Raw genomic sequence first — 22,354 nt, 5'->3', positions numbered from 1 at the left:
CTATATGCGGAAATATTATTAGGAAGTCTGGAAAAATCCTGTTCGAGAACAATTCCATAGTATGTAACCTTTTAAGCTTCCTTAAGAATTAATTTAGGCTCCTGCTCACAGGAAATTCCCGCATACATAATGAATTATTGAATAACAATTCGGCATTGACTGATCGATTACGAATTAAGTTCTCAAACTATAAATCAATTGGTGAGCATCATAATCTTCAGTCAGCCAATCTGAGCTTACCTGATTAAATTAATCAGATTCTTTCCCGGGAGCCTAAACACAGGTTCTAACAGGAATCCGAAAGTTGATATAGATACAAATATTGTATAATAATATAAATATTAAATATATTATACAAATGCTCTTATAAATATGTATTCAAAATAACGAATCAAACAGATTGTACACAGGTTAAATAGCTCATCATACAGTATTAAATGATATAGTGTAAAACGATTCTGCTTATCCGGAAGCAGGACCAGAATTACCGTATGATAAGAGATTGCAACTACTTTGAATATTTCTGCACTTGCCTGCAAGAATGTTGAAGGAAGGTAACTCAGAAAGCTATGGAAGAAAAATACTAAAATGGCTACTGCTTATGAATTAGTTATTATAAAGTTGCAGGTAAAAAGCTAAAGAAAACTTTTACAAAATAAAGGTTTTGGTTTTGTACAAAACGACTACATTTTTATCCTGTTTGAGGGAAAATTTATATTGAGATTTATAAAACACAATAGTCCACAGGTGCCCAGAAAGCTTAAAGAAAAACCTTTCCGGATCCGTGCAAAGATTTACTGAACCAGGGATATACAGAACCTTACTTTTTCTGCATGGGCCTGAATATTGTGCAGAAAAGTATTCCGACATCATGATCCTGAAATTTTAACTTATAAATTATATATTTTAATATATCAACAGACATATTAGAATTCAACCTCTAAAGATATTCATAGATATAAGGAGTCAACAAGCATGCGAATCGGAGTCTACATTTGCCATTGCGGGCTGAATATTGCGGGAGTAATTGACGTTTCAGCTCTTGAGGAAATGGCGAGTAAACTGGAAGATGTGGTGCTTGCCCGGGAAGTACAATTTCTATGTTCCGATTCCGGACAGGAAGGCATCATCAAGGATATAAAGGACAACAAAATCGATAGGGTCGTAGTAGCTGCCTGTTCCCCCAGGCTGCACGAAAAAACCTTCAGGCACGTCATGGAAAAAGCCGACCTCAACCCTTACCTTATGGAAATGGTAAACATAAGGGAGCAGTGCTCCTGGGTGCATGCGGATGACCCGCAGATGGCGACCCAGAAAGCTTTTGACCTGATAAGGATGGGGGTTGCAAAAGCCAGATTCCTCAAGGAACTGAGTGCAACAAGCTCAAAAGCCAGCAGAAACGTACTTATCATAGGTGGAGGGGTTGCAGGAATCGAAGCAGCCTTAAACCTTGCGGAATCCGGTTTTCCCGTGACAATGGTTGAAAGGGAGTCTACAATTGGGGGCAAAATGGCCCTCATGAATGAGGTATTTCCAACAAATGACTGCTCTATCTGTGTGCTTGCCCCCAAGATGACTGAGGTCCAGAACCACCCGAACATTACTCTTTATACATATTCCGAGGTTACCGATATCTCCGGATCGGTCGGAAAATTCCATGTTAAAGTCAAACGCAAGCCAAGGTTCATTATTGAAGATAAATGTAAAGGCTGTGTTGACCTCTGTGCCGGGGTCTGCCCCGTAGAAATCGATAACCCCATGAATTATGGGATTGGAAAGAGCCGGGCTATCTATATGCCAATTCCCCAGTCCGTCCCGCAGGTAGTACTTATTGACCCTGACCACTGTGTGGGCTGCGGGCTCTGCCAGCAGGCATGTCCTGCAGAAGCTGTAGACTACGAACAGAAGCCTGAAGAAATTGAATTAGAAGCAGGAGCCGTGATCGTTTCAACCGGCTACCAGCTCTTTGACGCCTCCAGGAAAAAGGAGTACGGGTTTGGAAAATACCCTGATGTCATAACGAATATGCAGCTTGAACGGATGCTGAACTCAGCAGGACCCACAGGTGGAAGAGTCCTTGTACCTTCCACAGGCGAGCCTCCAAAGAGTGTTGCATTTATCCAGTGTGTCGGGTCACGGGACAAAACCGTAGGCAACGAACACTGTTCAAGGGTCTGTTGCATGGCAGCCCTTAAAAATTCCCAGATGGTCAAGGAACGCTATCCTGATACCGATATTACAATTCACTATATAGATATCCGGGCTGCAGGGGAGATGTACGAAGAATATTACGCAAGGACGCAGGGGATGGGCGTTGACTTCATCCGCGGAAAAGTTGCCGAGGTCTATGCCGGCGAAGACGGAAGGCCTGTTGTCCGTTACGAAAATACTCTTGAGTCCAGTGTTGAAGAAGAAGCTCATGACCTTGTTGTGCTTTCCACAGGCTACGAGCCCAGCAAGGCTGCAGAGGGGATAGGCAGGATGCTTAACCTTTCTCGGCGTCCGGACCGCTTCTTTGCAAGTGCCCACCCGAAAATGCGCCCTGTCGATGCGCCGGTAAGCGGGGTTTTCCTTGCAGGCTGCGCCTCGGGTCCCAAAGAAATCCAGGTCTCCATAGCCCAGGGCAGTGCCTGTGCAGCCAAAGTTATGCAGCTCCTCGGGACGGGAGAACTTGAAGCCGACCCCATGGGTGCCCATGTTGATACGGAAAAATGCATAGGCTGCAAGACATGTGTAGAAGTCTGCAAGTTCGGAAAGATAAGCATTGTTGACAAAAAAGCGGTTGTAGACGAGGTTTCCTGTTACGGCTGCGGGGATTGCAGTGCAGCATGCCCTGTTGGTGCAATCCAGATGCGAAACTTTGAAAACGAGCAGGTCCTTGCGCAGGTCAGAGCTGCAACAGCCCATAAGTCCCAGAGCCCCTTTATTGTGGCTTTCCTCTGCAACTGGTGCAGTTATGCCTGCGCAGACCTGACAGGGATGTCAAGGATACATTACCCGACAAATATCAGGGTCATCCGTACCATGTGCTCTGCAAGGGTAAACCCGGAATTCGTGCTTGAAGCCTTAAAAGGCGGAGCTGACGGTGTGCTTGTCGCGGGCTGCAGGATGGATGAATGCCACTATATTCACGGAAACTTTGATGCGAATAAGCGCATGGATGTCTTAAAAGAAATCATAAAGGAAATAGGGCTTGACCCGAAAAGGCTCAGGACTCTCTGGATCTCGGCTGCCGAAGGAGAACGTTTCTCGAACACTATTACCGAGTTTGTAAAGGAACTCGAAGAAATAGGACCTATAGGAACCGAGTTCAAGCAGGAATGTGCCGGAACCGGACTCGAGGAGGTGGCACAGTGAGCGAGAAATATCCCGAAGAGTGTTCAGAACAGGAAACTCACGTATGTGGCGGGTGCTGCTGCGGAGCCGGAGAAAATGAAGAGCCCGAAAAAGGAGAAAACAAAGCAGGAGAACTTGAATCTGAAGAGTTCGAGTTTGAGGAACCGGCAGAAGCAGAGTCTGAAGGTGGAGAGGGTGAAAACCAAGAAAAAATCACGGTTACAACCAGCATGGACCTGCAGGGAACCCATTTTCTCTATACGCAGGCAACCGAGAAGTCTCTGAAGACCCTGGATTACGATTACAAGCGCTGCAACGGCTGCGGGATCTGCGTGGAAATTTGCCCCACAAAAGCCCTTGAACTAGGACCCATGCATGAGATTGCAACCGGGCTTGATGCCCCTCCTGTGATGATGGATCTTGAGAAGTGTACCTTCTGCAGGATGTGCTCAAACCTCTGCCCTGTGCACGCCATCTCTTTTGAGGCCGTGGGCGAGGTTCCTGACGAAAAGCAGTACCCAAAATATGATACGTATGTAAATATAAATGAAAAATGCCTTCCCTGTGCTCTCTGTGAGGGAGCTTGCCCGCAGGACGCAATAGAAGTTGAGTTTACCTTCCCGAAAAAAGAGGAGATTGCTCCCTTTAAGGAAGGCGTGGAAGGTGAAATCGAAATCGATACTGAAAAATGCAACTTCTGTGGGATCTGCGCCCGGTTTTGTGACGCGTTTATCCTGCTTGAACGCGAACCTACCCCTGAGAACCCGGTGCCTTTTGAGCAAATCCTTGTTGATACGGACAAATGTGACTACTGTGTACTCTGCCAGGACATCTGCCCTGAAGAAGCAATAAAGGTTAAAGGAGAGCGCCCGTGCGAAGCTCCGAAAGTGGAAGGCAAAGTAAGGGTCGATGAGCTCAAATGCACGCAGTGTGCCCGCTGCCAGGCTGTTTGTCCCTACGAAGCTGTTGACCTGCAAAAGCCCATGGAAGGGAAACTGAGCCTTATTGATGTCAACCTGAAAGAATGCGACCCCCAGGGCTGCCGTGGCTGCTTCAATGTCTGCCCTTCGGAACTCTGGTATGTGCCGACAGACCCTGAAGACCCGCGAAAGATCGCTTTTGCCGAAGACTTCTGCATGTACTGCGGTGCCTGTGTGAAAGCCTGCCACCTTGGAGCTATAAAAGTAGAAAGAACTGATGTCCACCATACCGAAATTCCGGATACCCCCTGGGCTACCCAGTGGAGGGACGCAATCGAGTCCCTGAAAACCGGTGTCAGAAAAGGAGTGGACCGTGCTGTCTTCAGAGAGACGGAAACCCTCAAAGCCCAGAAGTTCATGGGTATAGAGCCCCCATGTGCCGATGAAGAGATACTTGCAGCCGTGCAGGCAAAAATCGATTCTCTCATGCCTGCCCTTAAGAGTGCAAAGATCAGGAAGCTCTGGGAAACCGACTCGCCGGAAAACGCTGCCGCAGCCGTGAAAAAGAAGATTGAAAGCTGAAAATTGAATAGAATCAGGAACAGGTCAGGTTCAAAACAATTCCACCGGCTGAGAAAATACTTTCTTAACCGGACACCGCTTTTAAATCCACATATTATATAAGCGCCCCCGCCAGCTTGTCTGGCGGGCGTCTCAAAAAAGAACTATGAGGACGAACCGATATAGCTAATAATGTTATAAGGGTCGGAAATATTGTAATTTAGAACCCATAACTTAGTCCTCTTGAGCGTAGCGAAAAGGACCTCGTGCTCCCGAAGCGAAACTCGGGAAGCGAAACTCGGGGAACGACCCGGATAGAAAATATGGTTTTACTGGCTGAATTAAGAATTCGAGATTTAGCATGTATTCATTTATAGATATCTACTTTCCAGCTCAGGATCTGCATTTTTCTTTTATAACCATAACAGGTACCTTTGAGTTCCTGACCACATTTTCCGCAACACTGCCTAAAAGCAGTCTATCAATCCCTGTCTTTCCACGAGTTCCCATAACAATGATATCCATCTTTTCCTCTTCGGCGTACCGGACAAGCTCATTCGCAGGATGTCCTTCGAGCAGGACAGGCTCTACCACTACTCCTTCCAGCTCGCCCACCCCTTTTATGTAGTTTACAGCCTGATTCCCTTCTTTTCTCAAAGCTTCGCGCATCCTTTCCCAGTCCATATCTACTGCCATTGAAGAAAAGTAGTCTGTAGATACTACATAGATTGCGTAAACCGTCCCTCCACTTAAACGGGCAAGTTCTATCCCGTTATTTGCAGCGAGTCTCGAGCAGATTGAGCCGTCTGTTGCAACCATTATTTTCTTAAAGCTGACATTTCCCACACAGAATCCTCAATTACTTTATGCACCTGCAAGAAATATAATTTAATCGGATCTAGAGGAATGAAAACTCAGGAAATATCGGTTCTCGAAGTGAAAATTTCAAGGATAATTTCGGTTTCTTTTGGAAGAAAGATCAGGAACAGCTCCTTTTTTTGGGGTGAAAGGTCAGAGAAATGGATAAAGGTCATCGCAATGCAGCATATTATTATCTTACCCCGGCTTATATGATGATATATGAAAATAAACGACGAAAACTACAGACGCCTTGAGGAGAAGGCAAAAGAACTTGGTGCAAAAAGTATCAGGCTCTTTCCCGCAGAAAATATCGTGGTCGAAGACCGGACAATATTAAAGTGCATATTCGGCTGTAACGGCTACGGTAGCCGGGTCTGTCCTCCTTTTGTCCCCACAGTAGACGAATTCCGGAAAATGCTTGCTGATTACGATTGGGCCCTGCTCGTAGAATGGAAGTCTGAAAATGTATTTACAAAGGAAGTTAGCGAAAATTTCGTAAAATTCAGCACCTCCCCTCCTGAAGACGAGACTGTAAAACAACAGTTCTATGATAATTTAAAAACAATAATGAAAGACCGCAAGGAAACAATCCAGCCCGGAGTCCTTGAACTTGAAAAACTTGCATGGACCCTCGGTTACAACACTGCACTTGCCACTTTTCCCGGTATGTGTACGTGGTGTGCAACAAAAGATTACTCCGGCGTAAACTGTGCGGGCGCAAGCGGACCCTGCCATCACCCTACCCTTCGCAGGCCATGCCTTATGGGGCTTGGCGTAAGGATGGACAAAACACTGGAAAAAATCGGCAGTCAGCTTCAGAAGTTTCCGATGGACGATTCGGCACCGGTACCTTATACGCTGATTTTGTTGGACTGAAGGGCAAGACAGGTCATGAAATAATTCTTCCAAAAAGGATTCGAGGATATCCTGTTTACCTGTTTACTATTCCCTATTTATTATTCCTTGCTTGATGGGTATCTCCAGTGCATATCCTGTGTATTTTACGTTATTTTCAAAAACCACTTTTTAACTAAAGACATCTTTCAGGCAGTATATGTCCGGATTGAAAAGAGATAGAAAGTGGTGAAACCTGGGAATACCACCACTCCCCATTAAAATCGACGCTGCCTGTTATCTTATGAACTCTTCAGGAATTCCTTATGAGACTAATAATTCTCTGCGCCTCACCGACTATATATTCAGCTTCTTTATCTTCAACCCTGCCCTTTTCCTGCATGAAATAGCTACACTGAATAAAACTCTCAAGTTCTCTCAGCGCGTTATCTTCATCTCCTCTTTCGAGATAACAGATTGCATTCTTGATTTTTGCATCAAAGATATTCTCCACAGACGAATACAGATTGAGAGAAAACACGTACTTTTTAAGCTCTTTTATTCCCTCAACTGGATCATTTCCGAGAGTAACGAAAGCAAATACATAGATATCCGGATTCCCTTTGCGATAATCAGTGAAAACTATTCTGTTATCGTAAATAGCGGGATTTTCCTGATTAGATTCATCTGTGGTTACCTGAATTTCTCTGGAAGTAGAAAGATTATACATATAAATATCGTAGTTTCTATTGCGGAAATCATCCCACACGATCCTATCTCCGTAGATATCAGGTCTCTGCTGGTCAGATTCGTCTGTGGTTATCCGGGTTTCTGTGGAAGTTGAGATGTCGTACATGTATATATCCGGGTTTCCATTGCGCCAATCTTCCCAAACGACTTTATCTTCATAAATGGCAGGCCACCGCTGGTTCGATTCATCGGTCACAATCGGAGTTTTTGTGGAAGTGGAAAGGTCGTACATATAGATATCAGAACTTCCATTATCCCATTCCTCCCATACTATTCTATCACCATAAATATCACAAAGGCCGCCCCGTTCATTTGTGAGAAGACGGATTTCCGTTAAAGTGGAGAGATTGTACATATAAATACTCTCTCTGCCATCCAGCCAGGTCATTCTCTCTTCATATATAGCCGGGTAACCCTGATAAGATTCGTCGGTTGTTACCTGGCTCTCCGTGGAGCTGGACAGGTTATACATGCAAACATTTCCATCATCTCCTCGCCGGTCTTCCCATGCAATGATATCTCGGTAAATAGCAGGGTCCCATTGAGCTGATTCATTGGTTGTGATTTGGACTTCTGTGGAATTGAAAAGGTCATACATGTAAATATCCCAGTTCCCATTGCGTTCGTCCTGCCATACTATCCTGTCACTGTAGATGGCAGGACTGCTCTGACTCGATTCATTTACGGTTATTTGAATTTCTGTTCCCTGTGCTATCTCTGCAGCCGCAGTTTCTGTACATAGCAGAAATAAAAATGATATACAACAAATAATGATTTGCTTTATCCCCATAACATCCCTCATAATGAAGTAAAAACATATCTGGAAGCCACATTCCAGTTAATATAATAATTAGATAAATATATATTAAAGAATACGAAATATATAAGAATTCAAGAAATTATTTAAATAAAAGTAAATATTTGTTCCAAATCATATATTTTTAGCTTAATTTGTCTGTTCTTTTATGTATAATTAGTGCGTAAAATAGTGAATTTGCGGAATTATGTCCATACGGATGAAAAATGTACGTTCGTGTAGATGAGAACCTGAACCTTATAGGCTCTCAAAAGTTTAATAATGCCCTTGATAAGTTGCCAGGCATATCTTGTTAGCATCACAAAAGTCGGTTCTGGAAAGGTTGGGCAGATAACTCAAGAAAATAAAAACTGAAAAATAAAAGGAAGAAATAAATATTTTTTATTCCCTGAAGAGAACATTTAATCAAAAAATTGACTTTGATCGGGGAAAGAAAAATGCCCCTGCACTATCAGCCATCTATCCCCGCGCTTCTCAAGAACCATTGTAATCCTTGACTGAAATTTAAGGTTTTGCCCATCTACCTTTGCCTTGAGAACTGCATCTATAGCTACCCAGGCTACGTTACCGGCTGCTGAAATTGAAATCCAGTTGTACTCGAGACCCGGATCTTCGATTTGAGCCCAATCGCGCTCAAACTGAGTTTTAATTGCTTCCTGGCCTACACGCTTCTCATCTGCACCGGTGCCATAGATGACGACATCATCGTCCGGAGCAATAAGAGACATTGCGCTTTTCAGGTCGCGTCTGGCATAACTCTCTGCGAATTTATCCAGAACAGCCTTAACTGCTTTTTCGGTTACACTATCTACTTTCATTAGATCTTCCTCAAAATAATTAGACAATGCAGAATAACAGTAGAAGGATTTAAGGATTACCCTTCCTCAATTTATAGCATATGTTTTATAAATGGCTTTTAAAAGGTTGGATCTTTTGCGTATATAAAACAGGCATAGAGATGTATGCTGTGTTTTACCAGAAGACACTCATCTCCAGAATGTAATTAACTTTTTATATTTTCTTTATTTAAAAGATATGAGCAATTTCTAAAATTTAATGGAGTTAGCCATAGTGTCACGTAGATCAAATTACAGATCCAGGAAAAGGAGCCACTACAGATCTTACAAAAAACAAAAATCGAATGAAGCTATGGCTGTGTTAGCAGGTTTATTCTTGATTTTGGGTGGCATTGTATGGATTTTAGGAGTTATTGTGCAGATTATTATTACTTATTATTATATTCTCATAATATTTGCTTTAATAAGTTTTGTCGTCTATTTTGCATATTATAATAACAAAAAATCAGAATCTTCTCAATTTAAGTACCCTTCTGGAAATGCGGGCACTATAAACATGGAATATAATGATCCAAAAATATCATTCCATGAAACGCACAATCCTTCAAAAGAACATTTATCAACGGGAGATTATGAGGGTGAATCTTTAAGACAACTAGAAAATCTCAAAACTTATGGGTTAAATCCTAACGAACATCACAAGAGCTATTTTGAGTCAAATTTACAGTCCGAATATGTTGAAAAGGGAGACAAATTCGAAAAATATGTTGTTGATAGATTTGATGATAGATTTTTTTCCATTGTAGAATGGACTACGGATATGAGTAGAAAGCACAATCGTTTTGTGGAATCAGACTGCAACCCGGATCTGGTGATTAGAGATCGAAAGACAAATGAGATTTTTTGTATTGAGTGCAAATATCGATCTCATCTGATAAACGGATATTTTAACTGGTCATACCCCGAACAGATGAACAGATACTTTTCTTATGCTCATGAAAGAAAAATTCCCTTTCATGTAGTATTAGGCTTTGGAGGTAGTCCAGATTCTCCATCAGATGTATTTTGCGTACCCCTTGAGGAAGCTAAAGACCCACAAATTCACATAAGTAAACTCTGCAAATATCATCACAATCCGACAGAGGCTCTTGTCTGGGAAAAAGGAACTTTGAGATGACTCCTATTTCAGGCAATCTCTACTAAAAGCAATACAGTTTTTCGAATTTATTTTATTATGTAAAAAGAGCCACTAATTATTTACTCTTATTATACAGAGATACCTTTATACATTCTACCGCACCTTTTACATTCAGTTTCTTATTGACAATAACCGATACTGCCAGCGCAGCGCCTAAAAGAACTAAGACAGGAATGAAGCGCAGAAAGAGGGTTTAAAAAAGAAGAGGAAAGGATAACGAGCCGATGGACTTAAAAGTAAAGGGAGAGCAAAAAGAGCTAGATTTGAAGGAAAAATTAAAGGAAAGATAAAAGAAAGCTAAAAGGAAACTAAAAGAAAACTAAAAGAAAACTAAGGGAAAACTAAAGGAAAAATTCGGAGAATTAAGAAGGATTAAGGCGCTTCCTGCTTAGATTCGGGTGAAAATATGGAAAAATACGATTACAGTGAACTTGGGCTGAAAGCCGGGCTTGAAATTCACCAGCAGCTGGATTCGAAGGAGAAGCTTTTCTGCAGGTGTCCGACCCTGATCAGGGATATTGGAGATTCGAACTGTGAGTTTTTCAGGTATCTCAGGGCTACGGAAAGCGAGATGGGAGAAAAGGATAGGGCTGCGGTGGAGCAGACCAAGATCAGAAGAAAGTACATCTACAAAGCTTATGATACGACCTGTCTTATAGAAAATGACGAGGAGCCTCCAAGAGAACTCAATAAGGAAGCCCTGGACATTTCTCTCGGGGTTGCAAAACTTTTCCGCATGAAGCCTGTAGACCAGATGCATGTAATGAGAAAAATAGTCGTTGACGGGTCAAACACCAGCGGTTTTCAGAGGACTGCGTTCCTTGCAAGTGACGGGTACATTGAAACTTCTGAAGGATACTGCGGGATTGACAGCCTCTGTGTTGAAGAAGAAGCTGCCCAGAAAATTGAAGAAATAGGAGATTCAATCGTCTATTCCCTGGACAGGCTTGGGATCCCGCTTGTTGAAATTGCAACTGCGCCTGATATCAAATCCCCGAAGCAAGCCCGTGAGGTTGCGGAGTACATAGGAATGATCCTCAGGTCTACAGGGAAGGTAAAGAGAGGGCTTGGCACGATCAGGCAGGACGTCAATATCTCAATTGCCAGAGGTGCGAGAGTCGAAATCAAAGGAGTACAGGCCCTTGACCTCATTGAAGACATCGTTCGCAGGGAAGTTGAACGGCAGTTGAACCTGCTTTTTATCAGGCAGGAACTGCTTGAAAGAAAAGCCTTTGTCTGCGAAGAAATCTACGACGTAACAGGGCTTTTCATGGACACGAAGTCCAAAGTTCTTCAAAAAGGAGTAAAGAAAGGCGCAATCCTTGCTGCCCTCCTGAGACAATTCAACGGGCTTGTTGGCAGGGAAGTCCAGCCAGGCAGAAGGCTCGGGACTGAGTTTTCGGATAGGGCAAAGACTGCAGGTGTTGGAGGAATTTTCCACACTGATGAACTTCCTAACTATGGGATAACTGAAAAGGAAGTCCAGGCTGTCAGGGACGCTATTGGTGCAAACCCCGGAGATGCCGTTATCCTGGTTGCAGATGAGCCCGAAAAATCCAGGCTTGCAATTGAGGCAGTAATTAATAGAGCAAAAGAAGCTATTGAGGGAATTCCTGAAGAGACACGAAAAGCCCTTCCGGACGGGAATACTTCTTATATGCGCCCTCTTCCGGGTGCGGCAAGAATGTACCCTGAAACCGATGTTCCCCAGATAGAAATTTCACAGGAATATTTTGATTCCATAGAGCTCCCGGAACTCCTTACAGAAAGGGCAAAGAGGTTTGCCTCCGAAAGTGGCCTGAATAGAGAGCTTGCCGAAAAGGTGGCTTATTCGAAGTATCTTCCTCTTTTCGAGACTCTGCTGGAGACTTACAGGAAGGATTCAAACGTTAACTCAACCCTGATTGCGAGAACCCTTGTAGGAATTGTCCCTGAGATCAGGAGAAACGCCGTTGAGACAGACAACCTTACAGACGAACATTTCACAGGGCTTTTTGCAGCTATATCAAACCAGGAAATCGCAAAAGAAGCTATTCAGGATCTTTTGACCGAACTTGCAAAAGAGCCCGAACTGACAACTCAGCAGGCGATTTCAAAGCTCGGCCTGAGCACCTTCGATCCCGAAGAAATTGAAAACTTCATTAAAAAGATGGTCAGGGAAAAAGGAGACTTCATCAAAGATAAAGGTCCTGCTGCTCTCGGTCCTCTCATGGGCATTGTCATGAAAGAGTATAGAGGCACCGTTGACGGAAAGATCCTTAGCCATATGCTGAAAAAAGAGATAGATAATTTTATCAATCAGGGGTAAAACCCTGACATCTTTTTATGCATCTGCTTTTCTGTTATTCAATTTTCTGTTGTCTCTTTTCCTTAAATTTCTTTTCCAGTTACTTTTCTCCAGTTATTCTTTTTCGGTTATTCTTTTTCAGTTATTCATTTTTGGTTATTCTTTTTCGGTCATTCATTTCCAGTTATTTTTCTCCAGTTATTTTTCTCCAGTTATTTTTCTCCAGTTATTCTTATTCCTATGATTTCTTTCCCAGCTATTTTTACCTTTAGATATTTCACCTAAATTATTTCCTTTTACCCATATTCTGGTCCTACTCTTTCCATTATTTTTCGCTTCCTTTACACTTTTCGCTTTCTCCACTACTTTTCATCATACCTTTTTGTTCTGCTTTCCCAGTTGAATTTTTCCTGTTTTTTTTGTTCCGACTTATTACATCTTATTTTTTTCGCATCTTTCTTAACTTTTTCAAAAACAAAAAAATATTCTTTGTATAAAATAGACGGGAATGCAATAAAATTTCAGAAGCTTATGGGAGAGATTATTTACGTAAGTTAACTTTTTATATTAACTGAAAGATCTTCTTACTTAGAACATAAAAGTTTAGCTGATAAGTATGCTCTGATGTTATTCTGAAAGCCATACAATATCAGAAGACTTAATTCCTGTCTGCCGGAGTTAAGCTCTTAAAAGGGGGATATGAGTATGACATTATACATTAGATTAGCATAGCTCAGCTTCACATAGAAACTACCAAAAATATAATTAAATAATAAAATTTCTTGTCAAAGCATAAAGAACGAAAAATTCCTAAATTAATACTGTAGAATAATAACTTTACGGAGAAAACCCCCCATGAAAGTACTGCTTGTAGACGACGACCCAGTATTCCTGGAGCTATCAAAGACATTCTTAGAAGTGTTCCACGACATAAACTCCGATACAGTGGAATCTGCAGGAAAAGCTCTTGAGAAGTTAGATGAACTTTCCTATGATGTTGTGGTCTCGGATTATGATATGCCTTATATGGACGGCATTTCGTTTCTGAAAACTATCCGTGATAAGAGTATTGATATTCCTTTCATCCTGTTTACGGGAGTGGGCAAAGAAGAAGTTATGAGCTTGGCAATCGAAAACGGAGCGGATTCCTTTATTCAAAAAAGAGGAGATCCTAAAGCCCAGTATTCCGAACTTTCACAGCGGATCTGGCAGATTGTTAGAAGTAAATCAGGTTACTGAAGATTAATAATGAAAAATTTGAATCTCTCAGAAGCAGCTTTAGACCTTATCGAATATACGTGTAGCCTCCACATTTGATTAAGCACTTTTATTTAACCATTTTTTAATTAACTGTTTTTAAATAACCGTTTTTATTAACTGTTTTTAAATAACTGTTTTTATTAACCATTTTTAATTAACCGTTTTTATTAACCATTTTTAATTAACCGTTTTTATTAACCATTTTTAATTAACCGTTTTTATTAACCATTTTTAATTAACCGTTTTTATTAACCGTTTGTAACTTATATATTAGTCGTGTAGTTCTTGCTCTTTCTTTTCTATGGGCATCTTAACCACTCTTTAATCTACCCACTGAGTTTTCCGATGATGATAGAAAAAAACAATGTCAGAACATATAATGTCAGAATATATTATAATACAAAAGGAAAAAACTTAATCTGTCCCAAGAAATTTTTCTTTTGTCCCGTAACTGCTCCCTTCATTTCAATGAGAGGCATCTGTCGGTTTTGCAAACCGATTGTAATTCCAATCTGAGAATATTTTTTGAAGCATTAAGATCACGGTTGATAGGTGATCCGCAGAAATTATGCACTCTTTCTAATAGGTCTTTATCTACCAGCATGCTACAATTCGAACACATCTTAGAAGTATTCTTAGGATTTGCCATTACCACATATTACCCTAAATACAAGTACTACACATCTCCCATCATTTGCAGCTTGTAGTTGCATAGGTTACAGGTTTGTCCTAGGCTGCATCCAGGATATGTTTCGCTGTTTTGTGGTTCTTAGAGCCTATCCGAAAAGTAGATTATTTGCTATTTAGGGTAATATGTGGTAATGGCAAAACGGGAATCGTGCACGACTAGGAGATCTCTGATAACTCTGGCTGAAACAAAAACCATTGCTACCACTACCGAAGCCAAAAAAGAAGCCTGGAAGACCTAGGAAAGACGATAAGAGAATAATGAGTGGCATTTTTATCTTTTTCTTACTGGCTGCCAATGGAAATCACTGCCAAGATTTTATGGAGTTTCAAGCACTGTCCATGATCGCTTTCAGGAATGGCAATTTAGCAGTAGTTTTAACTTGGGAATGTCTTTTAGAGCATCAATATTACAATTCTAAGTAATCGCGAGTAAAGACTGGAGAAGAAACAATTTTTCAAGGCGCTGTGCTGTCCATTATAGATATATCATAAGGGCCGACAGCGTATTTTATAATAGGGTATCATCTACCAGTGTTCTTGCAATCAAAAATACCCTGTTTAAACAAAACAGCAGGCAAATCTGCAAAGAAATAAACATCTGTGCTTTTTTGAGAGGTGGATGGCAGTGTCTCAGGAAATTAGAGAGCAAATCGATGGTTTGATCTCCGAATCTGATGTCATGCTGAAATCTTTACGTGAATTCTTTCATTCGGTTCCTATCCATTGCGATCCTTATCGTGGTATTGGGGTCTGTGGCTTAGCTGACCTGCCTAAAATGTGGGAGTACGACCCGGATATGAAAATCGATCCTCTGGAAGATCCGGCTCTTCATTACAGGTGGTTTAAACTTACTCAAGACCAGTTTCTTGTGCAGGATGAACTATTTAGAAGATATATAAAGTGGGCTTCATCTATTAGGGACTTCATCGAGAAACTTCTTCCTGAAAAACTGGATGATTTTGATGAAGAGTCAAAGACCGTCAGGAACTGGATCGAAATGAGCGAAAGTATCCCGTCAGATGAGTAATGCAGAAATGTTTTTGCAATTCAAAAAACATTTCATACGCCAGCAAAACATTGTTTCCACTTTACTGAAGCTAATCGAGTAATAGATATTTTTTGAACCAGAATATGAAAGAGCTTTTTAGTATCAGAATGAAAGAAAGTTTTTTATTCTTTATTTAATTCAATTTTAATAATTTCCGCTAGCTGCCTGTCTCAACCTTTTCTAAATCCTCTATTGATATTGAAGATTATCTCATTTGAGGAAGTACCTCACTTGTATAGATACATTTATATATATTAAGTGGGATGTATGTGTGTTGAAAATAAAGAGAAGTATAATATCTGTTGTTAAAAACCAATTTTTGTTTTTATCAAAGAGCTCTATACAATCCTATTTTTAAACAATTATCTAACAACTAAAACAAGGTGAAACAAATATGGCTTTTAATGACAGAAACATGTTTAGAGGAAATTCCAATTCTAACTTCGGCGCTCCCAGAGAAATGCACAAGACAACCTGTTCAGACTGCAAAACTGAAACAGAAGTGCCTTTCAAACCTGACCCGGAAAGACCGGTCTACTGCAGGGACTGTCTTCCTAACCACAGGGCACCCAGAGAAAACAGATATTAAGTGTTATCCGTGTAACTGAGTTACATCAACACTTTACTAACAATTATTCACTTCCTTTTTTTTGGTTACATAAAGCTTTTTATGTTTCTTCCAGTTTAATTTTATTACTTGAACCCAGCAGCTCGAGGTTCGCCTCGGGATACAGGAAATCAGAGATTTTCTTGAAGTTGAACTGCAAAGTTGAACTGCAATTGCAACAGCACAAGGTTCGTTTCTCTTCGCTCGGTAGACCCTTACCTTTGATTTTTTAAATACACGATAGATCCGGAATATACTTTTCTCTTTACCTGTGACTTTTGGCAGATTAAAAGGGAACTCTTCTCAGGGCCGATCAGTTCTGCTTTATCACGTTTCCTCTCCGGGCTGTTTTTAACCAGAGTGGAAATTTTTCAAGCAATATTACTTTCAGAAACTATCAATAAAAGGGTATTACTTTTCCCATAAACCATTCTAAAAAGACTCCTTCACTAAAAGAGTAAAATTACATTTGTATAGATAGAGTTATATAATTTGACCCTATAGTGTAGGTATTGATAATGAAGAGACGTATAATCTGTTATTAAAAACCAATTTTGTTTTTAATCTAAGGGTGTATACAATCTTGTTTTTTAATCTATTGACTATCCGCTAAAGCGGAGGTGAAACGAAAATGGCTTTTAATGACAGAAATTTCAGGGGAAATTCCGGAGGTTTCCGCGGTAACAGYGGACCTAGGGAAATGACAAAAGTGACCTGTTCTGACTGTGGTGTTGAGACTGAAGTACCGTTCAAACCCACCGAAGGCAGGCCAGTATACTGCAGAGAATGTCTTCCTAACCACAGGAAGTTCTAAAGATAATTTACATCTAGCGTAATTTTGTAATTGAGTTTACATTAACGCTGGATTCATTGTTTCTTTTTTGGTTTATTCTTTTGGTTCTTTACTTATTTACACTTCATTCAGCAGGAAAAAGTAAGAACAAAAYGGCATAAAGAGTAAGAGCCGGCATGAATTCGACATGAACTCATAAAAATCAATATTTAACTCATAAAAAATAATTGAAAGYTTAGTAAGGAGGAATTAATCTGGCTAATTACAGAAGCACTATTAGAAAAAGAAGATTAGGATCTACAACACCGGTAAACTCAGGAGATAACCCTGAAGTATCCAGRGTACGAATCCCTCGMAAGGACAGAAATGAAGTCCTGGCAACGGTTTCGAGYTTACTTGGTTCGAAAAGGGTAACGCTTCAGTGTATGGATGGAATTGTCCGTATGGGCAGGATCCCGGGCTCTAAAAAGAAGAGAATGTGGATACGCGAAGGCGACGTTGTAATAGCCAATCCATGGGAAGTCCAGGACTGCAAAGCCGAAGTARCCTGGAAATACACAAGGCCCCAGGTCGAATGGCTTGARCGCAAAGGCTACATTAAGTACTAATTTAAGGTATCAGAATAAAGGCCTGATAAAGGTATCTAAAATAAAGGTGTCTAAAAAAGACGCCTGAAATCCATATTTTACTTTTCTGCAGGAGCGCGTCTATGTTGCTACGAGCAAGGTTCTATAGACGACAACTTACCCACATATTTGATGCAGTGGTTTTTATAATTATTGAAGAATAAATCTCTTATTTCTCTTGCTTCTATTATGTCTCTTGTTTCTATTATGTCTCTTGTTTCTATTATGTCTCTTATTTCTCTTATTTCTTTTTCTATTTTAATATGTTTTTCCTGCAAACAATCTCGTCAATTTTGATAATTCTAAATCAATATCTGTAGACTGATTTCAGATACGTTGAATAGTTACGGAGGAATTAAAATAATACCTATGACAATAAAAGAGACCATAGCTATCGAAAAGACGAAGAGCAAAATTCGATAAGCGGTCGTACATATAAGCGGCTGTACATTATGCTTTTGACGGGGGACAAAACGCCAGTTATCTGTATCAGGATATAGCTGAGAGAAGGAAAAGAGAGGGAGAGAACATGGAAAGTGTAGAAAGATATGTGGACGGGTTTTTAATTCCTATCGCTAAAGACAAAGTAAGCAAATACAGAGAAATTGCTCAAAAATCAGGTGAGATATGGAAAGAGCTTGGTGCTTTAGAGTATTACGAATGTGTTGGGGATGACCTGGATATTGAAGAAATGGTTTCTTTCAAAAAGGCAGCCAGTACATCTGAAGAAGAGACCGTAATTTTTTCATGGATTGTTTATGAGTCAAAAGAGCATAGAGACAGAGTAAATGAAGCAGTTATGAATGATCCGCGGATGAAAGAAATGATGGAGTCAGGCGACTCGGATCTGTTTGATTACAGACGCATGGCTTACGGTGGATTCAAAACATTAGTAAATCTTTAACCTGACATCTTGCTACAGCCAACCGCAAATAATGCGGTGGCTCTTTTGTTAATTTAAAGCAATTGAACTCTGTATTCTTATGCATATTTAGAAGGATCACTTTGCGGGTTGATCTTTAGATCAAAGCGATCTTTTCTGCTGGAGGGCTATTTTCGAATTAAAATGAAGCATCTTAAAGGAATTCCGGTTTCATAAAAAGCTCAAGGGGCGTTCTGGAAAATTTTTGAAACGGTTAGACGTAGTATTGCCCGAACTGAAGAGAAAGGTTAGTGGTATATAAAAGTATAAAAGTCAGAGGAAATTAGAATTATTTAATAACGTCCCCCTGATTGGGGGATTATCCTGTGAACCCGTTTCCGGTACTCCCTGTACTCATTACCAAACTGTACCACCAGCCTGCATTTCCAGTGCAGGGACCCTAGATACAGGTATATGTGGTCAAAAGGTATATGACAAGCAGGTTGTCATAAAGGGAGTCAGCCAGATTATGACCATCCCCGAGAGTAGAAAGGGATCCCTTATCCACCGGTAAATGCCTCGAATATTCAGAAGACCCGCCTCAGGAGCCTCCGGTGCAGATAGCTGCGAGCGTATTTTGAATCTGTGGGGTGCATACAGGAAAGTTCTGGAGGCAAGGATTGCAGCAATTAATTACCCGCCGACCATGAGCCAGCGCCAGGGAGAAGGTATGATGTAGAGAACCGGGCCTGTATTTTTGTAGAGAAGATAGACAAGCGGCAGTATCATTAGTTTTGCGATGAGACTGAATTACTGGCATTATACAACCTATCTACCCTGGAACCCAGGACTCGCACCAGGAGGCGTTTAAAGGGCAGGCTTGCCATAAGGCTGTGAATAGCTGCAAATGCCACCAGAGAAAAAATAGGGATAATTGCGGACGAGACCAATTAAAAAAATCTCCATATTTTATCTGAATAACTTGCACATAATATTTAGATAGGGCTGTCAAATTTTTTGGTATCAATCAATTATCTCAATGTTTCCGCACCAATATCTAAAAATCTTACTTTAAATCTTACTTTAAATCTTACTTTAAATCTTACTTTAAATCTTACTTTATGGGTGTTTCCTCCTGTAAAGTTGTTGACATGTTTGCTTAAACGTCCTGGCTGTTGACGATTTTCGGGAAGCAGGCAATTAAAAACTGTTCTAAGGCTGGCTGGCTCCTGCACCAGCAGGTTTGAAGTAACATTGAGGTGTGAAGTAACATTGTCCTGAGAAACGAAGGTTCAAAAGTTATGTTGACTATCCTTAAGCACAAATAACTGAAATCAGAAATTTTAAAAAATTTGATAAAGCTCCATGCCTTAAGACGAGAGTATATATCATAACTATAGATACATTTATATATTCCAAGTGACTTGTGTGTGTGTTGATAAATAAAGATACGTATAATGATCTGTTATTAAAAACCAATTTTTGTTTTTAATCAAAGAGTYCTATACAATCTTATTTTAAAACAATTATCTAAAAACTAAAACCAAAGGTGAAACAAATATGGCTTTTAATGACAGAAACTTCAGAGGAAATTCYAATTCTAACTTCGGCGCTCCCAGAGAAATGCACAAGACAACCTGTTCAGACTGTAAAGYTGAGACAGAAGTACCTTTCAAACCTGACCCTGAAAGACCGGTTTACTGCAGGGACTGTCTTCCTAACCACAGGACACCCAGAGAAAACCGCAGATATTAAGTGTCATTTGTGTAACTCAGTTACATCAACACTTATTTCTTTTACACTTTTTTAAATATACCTAAACCCGAATGGTATTTTTTCTTAACCTGTGATCTTTTGCGTTTGAGAAGAATCACTCTGAGGATAGTTTTAGAGTATTACTATCTCTTTTGATTGGATAGCCGGTTTCAAATAAAGTGAACACCTGTTAGCTGAATCCCATTTTCATGGGAGCTATTCGAAACTGGACCGCTGAATACAAAAAAAGATTTTTTCCTTCTGTTCAATTGAATTGAAATATATTTTTCCTGCCAGCGGTCAGCCTGAACTTTCTCCGAATTATTTTGTAAAACATTAAGGAAAGAGTATCTCTTTTATTAACAAATGTTATCAATTTTTTGCAATAAATATTGGTTAAGAAGTATTTTATATATTTAAATCAATAAATATGTGGTGAAAATTCACAGGTGAAAACCACATGACTCGCGATGATTATATGCTAATTATGGGATTAAACGTGTACGTGGACCCGGTATACACAGTGTCATACGAGGATAAAAATACCGGAGATAGGACGCACCTGTTTACTCTGGAAAACTGCGATGGCGATCTGATTCTGACAACAGAGATCCGAGATAAAGATTCAAAACTCATAGCAAAAATTGACAGAAACGAGTTTGCTCAAATTAACGAAAAATTTGATGTGCGAGGAGAAATAGAGAAAGGGAACGGTCTTACGCTGACAAGAAGAGAAGATGGTGGCGCTATTTTCAATGCTAGAGTTACAGAAGATCGATATGTGGCAGTGAGCGGAATTTTTTATGTAGGGGGCAAGAAAATTCAGATAACTGATCGTAAAGTGGAAATAAACGACATGCCTCGACAAACTATAAACGGCGTGGATGTGCATGACACTATTTTTGTTGGATCCTGCAATATCGTATTAACCGATGATGGGTTAAAGATTTAAGACCAGGTTTAAAAGCAAGGTTAATTGATTTTTAGAACTCGGACAGAACTCGGACTTGAACCGGCTGCTCTGTCTTTCTTGCGCAATCCAGGGAGGGTAACAACCGTAAGACATGGTGAAGATAATCTTTCGCCAAGCGTTGAACGGCATATAAATAGGCGCATCTTGAAGGCTGAATCCATTAACCTTCAATTCAGTTGAAATATATGTTTCATGGCGACGATCTGCCTGAATCTTTTCCCGAATCTTTTCCCGAATATGTGTGTTAAGAAAAGTGAAATAAGTCATGTGATTTTGCCGATTTAAAAGGAGAACTTTGCAGGGCCTATAATTTTGCTTTATCGGATAATCAGCCGGAACTGGAATTTCAGGCATTTTATCTTCTCCATAAACCCTGATCACAAAATTTTCTTTCATTTAAAAGAATTATTTTTACTATTATGGAAACCGTTATATATTTCAAATGCAATGTATGTATATTGAAAATAAAGAGATGTATAACAATCTGTTGTTAAAAACCAATTTTTGTTTTTAACCAAAGAGTCGTATACAATCTTATTTTTCAGCAATAACCAACAACTAAAACCAGGGTGAAACAAAATGGCCTTTAATGACAGAGGAAGCAGGGGAAGAGACAGCAACCGCGGAGGCTTCGGAGCTCCAAAGGAAATGCACAAGACAAAGTGTTCTGATTGTGGTGTTGAAACCGAAGTACCTTTCAAACCTGATCCGGAAAGACCGGTCTACTGCAGAGAGTGTCTTCCTAAACATAGGAAACCCAGAGAAGACAGATACTAATGTTATTTGTTTAACTGAGTTTACCAACACTTATTTCTTTTTCACTTTTTAAAATAAATCTAACTCGGAATATATTTGTTCTTAGCTTGCGACTTTTTTCAGATTTAGAAGGATCACTTTGCGGAGCCTTTTTGATCGAAGTGATCTTTTCCTTTGGAGAGCTGTTTTAAATTGAAAACCTGTTAATCGAACTCCGTTTTCAGAAGCTATAAGAAAAGTAGGTTATTATACCTTCTGCAAACTATATACGGAAATTTTTCTCTCCTTTAAGAGTATGATTTTCCGTTTTTATACAAACGTTTATATATTTTAAGTGCCATGTATGTGTGTTTATAAATAAAGATACGTATAACAATCTGTTATTAAAAACCAATTTTTGTTTTTAATCAAAGAGTTCTATACAATCTTATTTTAAAACAATTATCTAAAAACTAAAACCAAAGGTGAAACAAATATGGCTTTTAATGACAGAAACTTCAGAGGAAATTCTAATTCTAACTTCGGCGCTCCCAGAGAAATGCACAAGACAACCTGTTCAGACTGTAAAGTTGAGACAGAAGTACCTTTTAAACCTGACCCTGAAAGACCGGTTTAYTGCAGGG

The 22,354-nt window shown here is 40.1% G+C and carries 24 protein-coding genes and 1 pseudogene; 17 read left to right on the top strand and 8 right to left on the bottom strand.

Translation table 11 applies throughout. The features are described from left to right. The first annotated feature begins 975 nt into the window (after window positions 1-975). A complete protein-coding gene (gene hdrA2, locus FXV91_RS10945; protein WP_229390640.1) occupies window positions 976-3,357 on the top strand; it encodes a CoB-CoM heterodisulfide reductase HdrA2 in 2,382 nt (793 codons plus the stop codon). Next, complete coding sequence (locus FXV91_RS10940) at window positions 3,354-4,838, top strand: 4Fe-4S binding protein (protein WP_229390639.1); 1,485 nt, start codon at window positions 3,354-3,356, stop codon at window positions 4,836-4,838. The genes hdrA2 and FXV91_RS10940 overlap by 4 nt, the downstream gene beginning before the upstream one ends. 372 nt (window positions 4,839-5,210) lie before the next feature. Here FXV91_RS10940 and FXV91_RS10935 read toward each other — a convergent pair whose 3' ends face one another. Continuing rightward, on the bottom strand, window positions 5,211-5,663 hold the full coding sequence (locus FXV91_RS10935) for a universal stress protein (RefSeq protein WP_229390638.1): 453 nt from the start codon (window positions 5,661-5,663) through the stop codon (window positions 5,211-5,213). 234 nt (window positions 5,664-5,897) lie between these two features. Here FXV91_RS10935 and FXV91_RS10930 point away from each other — a divergent pair, with 234 nt between their 5' ends. After that, window positions 5,898-6,554: a DUF2284 domain-containing protein gene (locus tag FXV91_RS10930; protein ID WP_229390637.1), complete on the top strand. Its 657-nt coding sequence runs from the start codon at window positions 5,898-5,900 to the stop codon at window positions 6,552-6,554. A 271-nt stretch (window positions 6,555-6,825) separates the two neighbouring features. On the opposite strand, the gene FXV91_RS10925 is transcribed toward FXV91_RS10930, so the two are convergent. Beyond that, complete coding sequence (locus tag FXV91_RS10925; RefSeq protein WP_229390636.1) at window positions 6,826-8,052, bottom strand: hypothetical protein; 1,227 nt, start codon at window positions 8,050-8,052, stop codon at window positions 6,826-6,828. Window positions 8,053-8,480: 428 nt separating this feature from the next. After that, on the bottom strand, window positions 8,481-8,897 hold the full coding sequence (locus tag FXV91_RS10920) for a nuclear transport factor 2 family protein (RefSeq protein WP_229390635.1): 417 nt from the start codon (window positions 8,895-8,897) through the stop codon (window positions 8,481-8,483). Window positions 8,898-9,150: 253 nt separating this feature from the next. Here FXV91_RS10920 and FXV91_RS10915 point away from each other — a divergent pair, with 253 nt between their 5' ends. Beyond that, window positions 9,151-10,053 (top strand): hypothetical protein, encoded by a 903-nt coding sequence (locus FXV91_RS10915; protein ID WP_229390634.1) that lies wholly within the window; start codon window positions 9,151-9,153, stop codon window positions 10,051-10,053. A gap of 427 nt (window positions 10,054-10,480) precedes the next feature. Then, entirely contained in the window at window positions 10,481-12,382 is a 1,902-nt protein-coding gene (gatE, locus tag FXV91_RS10910) for a Glu-tRNA(Gln) amidotransferase subunit GatE (protein ID WP_229390633.1), read from the top strand. Window positions 12,383-12,559: 177 nt separating this feature from the next. Here gatE and FXV91_RS10905 read toward each other — a convergent pair whose 3' ends face one another. Beyond that, window positions 12,560-12,724: a hypothetical protein gene (locus tag FXV91_RS10905; protein ID WP_229390632.1), complete on the bottom strand. Its 165-nt coding sequence runs from the start codon at window positions 12,722-12,724 to the stop codon at window positions 12,560-12,562. A 492-nt stretch (window positions 12,725-13,216) separates the two neighbouring features. Between FXV91_RS10905 and FXV91_RS10900 the strand changes: the two genes are divergently transcribed. Beyond that, window positions 13,217-13,600: a response regulator gene (locus tag FXV91_RS10900; protein ID WP_229390631.1), complete on the top strand. Its 384-nt coding sequence runs from the start codon at window positions 13,217-13,219 to the stop codon at window positions 13,598-13,600. A gap of 481 nt (window positions 13,601-14,081) precedes the next feature. Here the strand turns inward: FXV91_RS10900 and FXV91_RS10895 are convergent, their stop codons facing one another. Then, complete coding sequence (locus tag FXV91_RS10895; RefSeq protein WP_255680204.1) at window positions 14,082-14,270, bottom strand: transposase; 189 nt, start codon at window positions 14,268-14,270, stop codon at window positions 14,082-14,084. Between the two features lie 204 nt (window positions 14,271-14,474). On the opposite strand from FXV91_RS10895, the pseudogene FXV91_RS10890 reads away from it, so the two are divergent. The 5 genes and pseudogenes from FXV91_RS10890 to eif1A all read left to right on the top strand — a co-directional run. Then, window positions 14,475-14,688: pseudogene (locus FXV91_RS10890) on the top strand (transposase); the annotation flags it as partial. Between the two features lie 248 nt (window positions 14,689-14,936). Then, complete coding sequence (locus FXV91_RS10885) at window positions 14,937-15,338, top strand: hypothetical protein (protein ID WP_229390630.1); 402 nt, start codon at window positions 14,937-14,939, stop codon at window positions 15,336-15,338. A 415-nt stretch (window positions 15,339-15,753) separates the two neighbouring features. After that, a complete protein-coding gene (locus FXV91_RS10880) occupies window positions 15,754-15,948 on the top strand; it encodes a CxxC-x17-CxxC domain-containing protein (RefSeq protein ID WP_229390629.1) in 195 nt (64 codons plus the stop codon). 649 nt (window positions 15,949-16,597) lie between these two features. After that, a complete protein-coding gene (locus FXV91_RS10875; RefSeq protein WP_048134822.1) occupies window positions 16,598-16,780 on the top strand; it encodes a CxxC-x17-CxxC domain-containing protein in 183 nt (60 codons plus the stop codon). A gap of 254 nt (window positions 16,781-17,034) precedes the next feature. After that, the gene (gene eif1A, locus FXV91_RS10870) at window positions 17,035-17,367 is read left to right on the top strand and encodes a translation initiation factor eIF-1A (protein ID WP_229390699.1); all 333 of its coding nucleotides are present in this window, start codon (window positions 17,035-17,037) and stop codon (window positions 17,365-17,367) included. Between the two features lie 107 nt (window positions 17,368-17,474). Here eif1A and FXV91_RS10865 read toward each other — a convergent pair whose 3' ends face one another. Beyond that, the gene (locus FXV91_RS10865) at window positions 17,475-17,663 is read right to left on the bottom strand and encodes a hypothetical protein (protein WP_229390628.1); all 189 of its coding nucleotides are present in this window, start codon (window positions 17,661-17,663) and stop codon (window positions 17,475-17,477) included. 251 nt (window positions 17,664-17,914) lie between these two features. Here FXV91_RS10865 and FXV91_RS10860 point away from each other — a divergent pair, with 251 nt between their 5' ends. Both FXV91_RS10860 and FXV91_RS20220 read left to right on the top strand, forming a co-directional pair. Continuing rightward, window positions 17,915-18,289, top strand: coding sequence for a DUF1428 domain-containing protein (locus tag FXV91_RS10860; protein WP_229390627.1), 375 nt, complete (start codon window positions 17,915-17,917; stop codon window positions 18,287-18,289). 532 nt (window positions 18,290-18,821) lie between these two features. Beyond that, window positions 18,822-18,986 (top strand): hypothetical protein, encoded by a 165-nt coding sequence (locus FXV91_RS20220; protein WP_345945500.1) that lies wholly within the window; start codon window positions 18,822-18,824, stop codon window positions 18,984-18,986. A 49-nt stretch (window positions 18,987-19,035) separates the two neighbouring features. Here FXV91_RS20220 and FXV91_RS20215 read toward each other — a convergent pair whose 3' ends face one another. After that, a complete protein-coding gene (locus FXV91_RS20215) occupies window positions 19,036-19,197 on the bottom strand; it encodes a hypothetical protein (RefSeq protein ID WP_345945499.1) in 162 nt (53 codons plus the stop codon). A gap of 610 nt (window positions 19,198-19,807) precedes the next feature. Here FXV91_RS20215 and FXV91_RS10850 point away from each other — a divergent pair. Next, a complete protein-coding gene (locus FXV91_RS10850) occupies window positions 19,808-20,002 on the top strand; it encodes a CxxC-x17-CxxC domain-containing protein (RefSeq protein ID WP_229390626.1) in 195 nt (64 codons plus the stop codon). A gap of 460 nt (window positions 20,003-20,462) precedes the next feature. After that, window positions 20,463-20,954: a hypothetical protein gene (locus tag FXV91_RS10845; protein WP_229390625.1), complete on the top strand. Its 492-nt coding sequence runs from the start codon at window positions 20,463-20,465 to the stop codon at window positions 20,952-20,954. On the opposite strand, the gene FXV91_RS10840 is transcribed toward FXV91_RS10845, so the two are convergent. Then, a complete protein-coding gene (locus tag FXV91_RS10840) occupies window positions 20,943-21,371 on the bottom strand; it encodes a hypothetical protein (RefSeq protein ID WP_229390624.1) in 429 nt (142 codons plus the stop codon). The two genes, FXV91_RS10845 and FXV91_RS10840, sit on opposite strands and share 12 nt — an antisense overlap. A gap of 183 nt (window positions 21,372-21,554) precedes the next feature. On the opposite strand from FXV91_RS10840, the gene FXV91_RS10835 reads away from it, so the two are divergent. Both FXV91_RS10835 and FXV91_RS10830 read left to right on the top strand, forming a co-directional pair. Further along, complete coding sequence (locus FXV91_RS10835; protein WP_229390623.1) at window positions 21,555-21,752, top strand: CxxC-x17-CxxC domain-containing protein; 198 nt, start codon at window positions 21,555-21,557, stop codon at window positions 21,750-21,752. A gap of 454 nt (window positions 21,753-22,206) precedes the next feature. Beyond that, a partial coding sequence (locus FXV91_RS10830) for a CxxC-x17-CxxC domain-containing protein (RefSeq protein WP_229390698.1) occupies window positions 22,207-22,354 on the top strand: 148 nt, incomplete at its 3' end.

The organism is Methanosarcina sp. DH2, from assembly GCF_020804225.1.
Taxonomy (GTDB): domain Archaea; phylum Halobacteriota; class Methanosarcinia; order Methanosarcinales; family Methanosarcinaceae; genus Methanosarcina.
Note: the sequence above shows the minus strand (reverse complement) of the source record. Positions and strands in the feature narration are given on the sequence as shown.